This window comes from Achromobacter sp. 1011791174, from assembly GCF_059760925.1.
The window spans coordinates 1-4807 of the sequence record NZ_JCBANH010000174.1 but is presented as its reverse complement, the minus strand read 5'-3'; the positions used below and the strand labels follow the sequence as shown (position 1 = coordinate 4807).

Below are 4807 nucleotides of genomic sequence, written 5' to 3'. Positions count from 1 at the left end.
CCCGCGCGCGCCGCTTCCACGGCCGCGTTCAGCGCCAGGATATTGGTCTGGAAGGCAATGCCGTCGATCACGCCGACGATATCGGCGATGCGCGCCGAGCTGCCGGAAATGGCGCGCATGGTCTCGACCACGCCGGCCACCGCCTCGCCGCCACGCCGCGCGACCGCTGCCGATTCGCCCACCATGCGGTTGGCCTCGTGCGCGATGCCCGCGTTCTGCTTCACGGTGGAAGCCAGTTCCTCCATGCTGGCCGCGGTCTGCTCCAGCGACGCGGCCTGCTGTTCGGTGCGGCTGGAAAGATCGGCATTGCCCGAGGAGATTTCGCGCGCGCCCACATGGATCTCATCCACGCCGCGACGCACCGAGGACACCGTGCGGACCAAGCCGTCCTGCATGCTCTTGAGCGCCGTCAGCAAGGCGCCGATCTCGTTGCGGCCGCGATCCGCCACGCGGCGCGTGAGGTCGCCCTCGGCGATGCGCCTGAAGATCTCGCCCGCCTCCAGCAGCGGCCGCACGATCATGCGCCGGATCAGCACGTGGGCGCCGACCGCCATGACCAGCCCCACGATCAGGAAGCCCGCCAGCACGTAGACGAACAGCGACTGGAACAGCGAGATCTCTTCCATCACGCCCTGCCCTGCCTCCTCGGCGCGGCGCATGAAGGCGTCGCGCTCGTTGACCAGGATCTCCTGCGCCTGCTGCGTAGCGGGCTTGCCGTAGGCGTCGGCGTCGCCGCCCTCCAGCGCCTTGCCCAGGGACTGCAGATTGCCGCTGAAGGTGGTGTAGGCCTCGATCAGATCCGCCGAGGCGGTTTTCTCTTCGGCGCTCAGGCCGCTGGCAAATCCCTGGAAATTGCGGTCGCCGGCGGCGATGCGCTGACGCGCCAGCCGCAATGCGGTGGTGTCGCCCGGGTTGCCCTTGGCCACGCGGGCGGCGTAGCGGGTCAGGTCGGTGCGCGCCGCGACCAGCGACAGCGCGGCGGAATTGACGGCATTGACCTGCTCCGAGGACAGACGATAAAGCTGTCCGACATCCTGATTGGTCTGCCGCAGGGCGACGAAGCCCATGCCTCCGACCAGCAACTGGAAGGTGAAGAAGGTCGCGATGATTCCCAGCAGTATCGTCGCGACGCGGGTATTCCTGAACATGGGCAATTCTCCGTAGGGGCGGCGGCTTGGTTCGACGCCGGTCTTGCGGTCCGTCCGGGCTCGTAGCCCGAACGGGCATGAGGAGAATTATTCAACTTCGACGAAATATTTCTATCAGTAACAATACTGATTTCCTTCTTTTTATTGCATCGGTGAAATCTCTTTGTCGTCCAGGACAGCCCTCATGCTGCCTTCAGACCAGCCCTTCGCAACCCTTGTCGGAGAAGGGCAAAACAGACACGCACGACAGCCAGGCGGCATGGCAAACAAAAGGCGCCCCATGGGGCGCCTTGTTCCTGGCATGCGCAGCCGCGCACGATGCGTCAGGGCTGGTTGACCACCAGCCGCACCAGGATGCGACGCCCGGGCTCCTGCCGCTCCATCACCAGCAGCATCGGCCCCTTCGTGTCGTAGCGCGACAGACGCACGCGCCAGCCGCCCTGCTCGAAGCCGGCCGGACGGCCCAGTTCATCGCGCGACAACTCGCCCGGCTCGGGTTCGGCGGGCAGCTTGCCGCGCAGCCAGTCGCGCAGGCCCGCCACCGGCATACTGCTGCCCAGCGCGTCCTCGGCCAGCGCGTCGGGGTTGTCCGCCACCAGACGGGTGCCATCGGCCTTGGTCAGGCTGGCGCTGCCGGGCTGGCCTTCGACGCGGGCCTCGGTGGAGCCCAGCGGATTGGTCAGGTCCAGCACGTAGCGGCGACCGTCGTCGGACCAGGAGAAACCGCCCTGCACGGCATTCTGCTTGCCGCTTTCCTCGTTGACCGTGATGGCGAAGCGCCCGATGCGCGAGAACGCGTCGGGCCCAATGCCCTCGATGGGCTTGGGCGTGGTGGTGCAGGCCGCCAGCGTGAACGCCAGCATGGCCATCAAGGCCCCGCGCAGCCACGCCGACGCGTCGCGCCAGCGGACCATGACGGCCGTGGTCAAAGCGCGACCCCCAGCCGCTTGATGGTGTCGAGCAGGGCGCGGTTGGTCGGGTCCTTGAGCTTGGCGCCGCGCAGCAGCTCCACCGCCTGGTCGCGCTTGCCCTGGCTCCACAGCACTTCGGCCAGGTGGGCGGCGATGTCGGCCTCGGGACGCGTGCTGTAGGCGCGGCGCAGGTATTCGGCCGCGGCGGCCTGGTCGCCCATGCGGAACTTGACCCAGCCCATGCTGTCCAGGATGAACGGATCGTTGGGCGCCAGCTCCAGCGCCTGCGTGATCAGGTCCAGCGCCTCGGGCAGCCGCTGGTTGCGGTCGGCCAGCGTGTAGCCCAGCGCGTTGTAGGCGTGGGCATGGTCCGGGTCCAGCGCGATGACCTGGCGCAGCAGGCGCTCCAGGTCGGCCACGCGGTCCTGGCGCTCGTACAGCATGGCCAGCTCGTACTTGATTTCCACCGTATCGGGCAGATCGCGGTCGGCGGCCTCCAGCACCGCCACCGCCTGACCGACGCGGTCAGCGTCGCGCAGGATCTGCGCCTTGGTCAGCACGCCCTGGGTGCGCTCTTCCTCGTCCTGCGGGCCGGCGGCGTCGATCATGGACAGGGCGTCGTCGACGCGGCCTTCCTTGGCGCGCAGCGCGGCCTGGCGCATGCGCACGGAGTAACGCAGCGTGGGATCCTCGATGCGACCGAGTTCGTTGATCGCCTCGTCATAGCGGCCCTGGTCCTCGGCGATGCGCGACAGCAGCACGTGCGCATCGGCCGCCGCCGCGCCGGCGTCGGTGGCGCCGGGCACCGTGGCCCGCTGGCGCTGGTTCTGCACGTCCAGGTACTGCTGCAACAGGGTGCGGGCCTGCTGCAGCTGGCCCGCCTTGTAGGCCAGCTGGGCCTGCATGAAGAGCAGGTCGAAGTCCTCGGGCGAGCGGCGCGACATGGCCTGCAGCTCAGCCAGCGCGGCGTTGTAATCGCCGCTGTCGGCCAACTGGCCGGCCAGCATCAGGCGCACCTTGCGCGCGTTCGGATTGCGCGCGATATAGGCGCGCGCCTCGGTCTGGGCGCGCTGCGGGTCGACCTTGAAACCGTACTCCAGCACGCGCTGGGCGGCGGGTTCGGACTTGGGATCGGCCGCCAGCGCGGCCCGCGCCTCCTGTGCCGCGCGCTCGTCGTCGCCGGCCGCGTTGGCCACGTCGGCCAGCGCCATGTGGGCGGCGGGCAGCTTGCGCACGCCGTCGCTGAAGGATTCGTCCAGGATGCGCAGGGCCAGCCTGCGGTCATTCAGGCGGCTGAGGACGGCCAGGGCCTGGCCGATGGCGGCGGGCTTGTCGCGCGAGGCGTCGATTCGGTTGCGCAGCGCCTGCGACAGGCCACGGGTCTGGCCGTTGGCCGCCGCCAGCGCCAGCTCGGTGGAACTGGCCTCGAGGTCGTTGGGCGACAGGCGCGCCCACACCCGGGCCGCGTCCAGGGCGCCGGGCAGGTTGCCGCCCGCCAGCTGGAATTCCAGCGCGCGGCGCGCCAGGCGGGGGTCGCCGGTGTCGCGCGCCAGGCCGACCATGGTGGTGGCGGCCGTGCCGTACATGCCGCGCTGGGCGGCGATCTCGGACGCGAGCACTCTATAGAAGATGTCGGCGGTCAGCGACACATAGGGCAGCTGGCCGGCCCGCAGGCGGATCACTTCGGTTTCCGCCTGGCGGGTCTGGGGGGCCATGCGCGGGCCCGTCGCGTCCCGCGTCCGGCCGTCCGCCGCCTGGGCCAGCGTTGACGCCAGAGCAAGCGCCAATGCGGCGATACCGATATTCATTTGTTTGATAGACGACTTCACGCGGCCCGTCCGGTTGATGGCACAATCTTCGAACACCAATTGTTGATCTTACACTGGCTCATGCCGGAACTGCCCGAAGTCGAAACCACGCGTCGGGGAATAGACGCCGTCATCACCGGCCGCAAGCTCGCCCGGCTGGTCATCCATGAAGCCCGCATGCGCTGGCCCATTCCGCCCGATCTGCCCGGCCTGCTGGCCGGACGCGAGGTGCTGGAATGCGCGCGCCGCGGCAAGTACCTGCTGCTGCACTTCGAGCATGGCACCCAGATCGTGCATCTGGGCATGTCGGGCTCGCTGCGCAGCGTCGCGCCGGGCGAATTCCTGCGCAAGCACGACCACGTCGAATGGATCTTCGACCAGGCGGTGCTGCGGCTGCACGACCCGCGCCGCTTCGGCGCGGTGCTGTGGCACGCAGCCGGCGACGGCCCGATCGAGGCGCATCCGCTGCTGGCCAAGCTGGGCATCGAGCCCTTCGACCCGCGCTTTGACGGCGCCTGGCTGCATCGGCATTTCCAGCGCCATGGCGCGGCCATCAAGCAGGTGCTGCTGGCCGGCGCGGCTGTCGTCGGCGTTGGCAATATCTACGCATCCGAAAGCCTGTTCCGCGCCCGCATCAACCCGAAGACGCCGGCCAACAAGCTGTCGCCCGCCCGCTGCGACCGGCTGGCCGAGTGCGTGCGCGCCACGCTGGCCGACGCCCTGACCTCGGGCGGCAGTACCTTGCGCGACTATGTGGGCGCCACCGGCGAGCCGGGCGCCTACTTCGAGATCCACGCCGCCGTCTATGAACGGGAAGGCCAGCCCTGCCGGGTCTGCGGCACTCCGATCAAACGGATCGTCCAGGGGCAGCGGGCTACCTATTACTGCCCCAAATGCCAGAAGGTGTAACCCACCCCGAAAGGTGTGCCCCCCCCTGAAG

Annotated in this window: 3 protein-coding genes and 1 pseudogene; 1 reads left to right on the top strand and 3 read right to left on the bottom strand. The window is 69.0% G+C overall.

Annotated features, from left to right (window positions below):
• The 3 genes and pseudogenes from AC6LJ5_RS29900 to AC6LJ5_RS29890 form a co-directional block, all read right to left on the bottom strand.
• Positions 1-1148: Tar ligand binding domain-containing protein (locus AC6LJ5_RS29900; RefSeq protein ID WP_498142404.1), on the bottom strand; the 1148-nt coding region annotated here is incomplete at its 3' end.
• Positions 1149-1471: 323 nt separating this feature from the next.
• A complete protein-coding gene (gene lolB, locus AC6LJ5_RS29895; protein WP_498142405.1) occupies positions 1472-2062 on the bottom strand; it encodes a lipoprotein insertase outer membrane protein LolB in 591 nt (196 codons plus the stop codon).
• A gap of 11 nt (positions 2063-2073) precedes the next feature.
• Positions 2074-3950 (bottom strand): annotated as a pseudogene (locus tag AC6LJ5_RS29890) (tetratricopeptide repeat protein).
• Here AC6LJ5_RS29890 and mutM point away from each other — a divergent pair.
• A complete protein-coding gene (mutM, locus tag AC6LJ5_RS29885; protein ID WP_498142403.1) occupies positions 3949-4776 on the top strand; it encodes a bifunctional DNA-formamidopyrimidine glycosylase/DNA-(apurinic or apyrimidinic site) lyase in 828 nt (275 codons plus the stop codon). The pseudogene AC6LJ5_RS29890 and the gene mutM sit on opposite strands and share 2 nt — an antisense overlap.
• Positions 4777-4807: the final 31 nt, after the last annotated feature.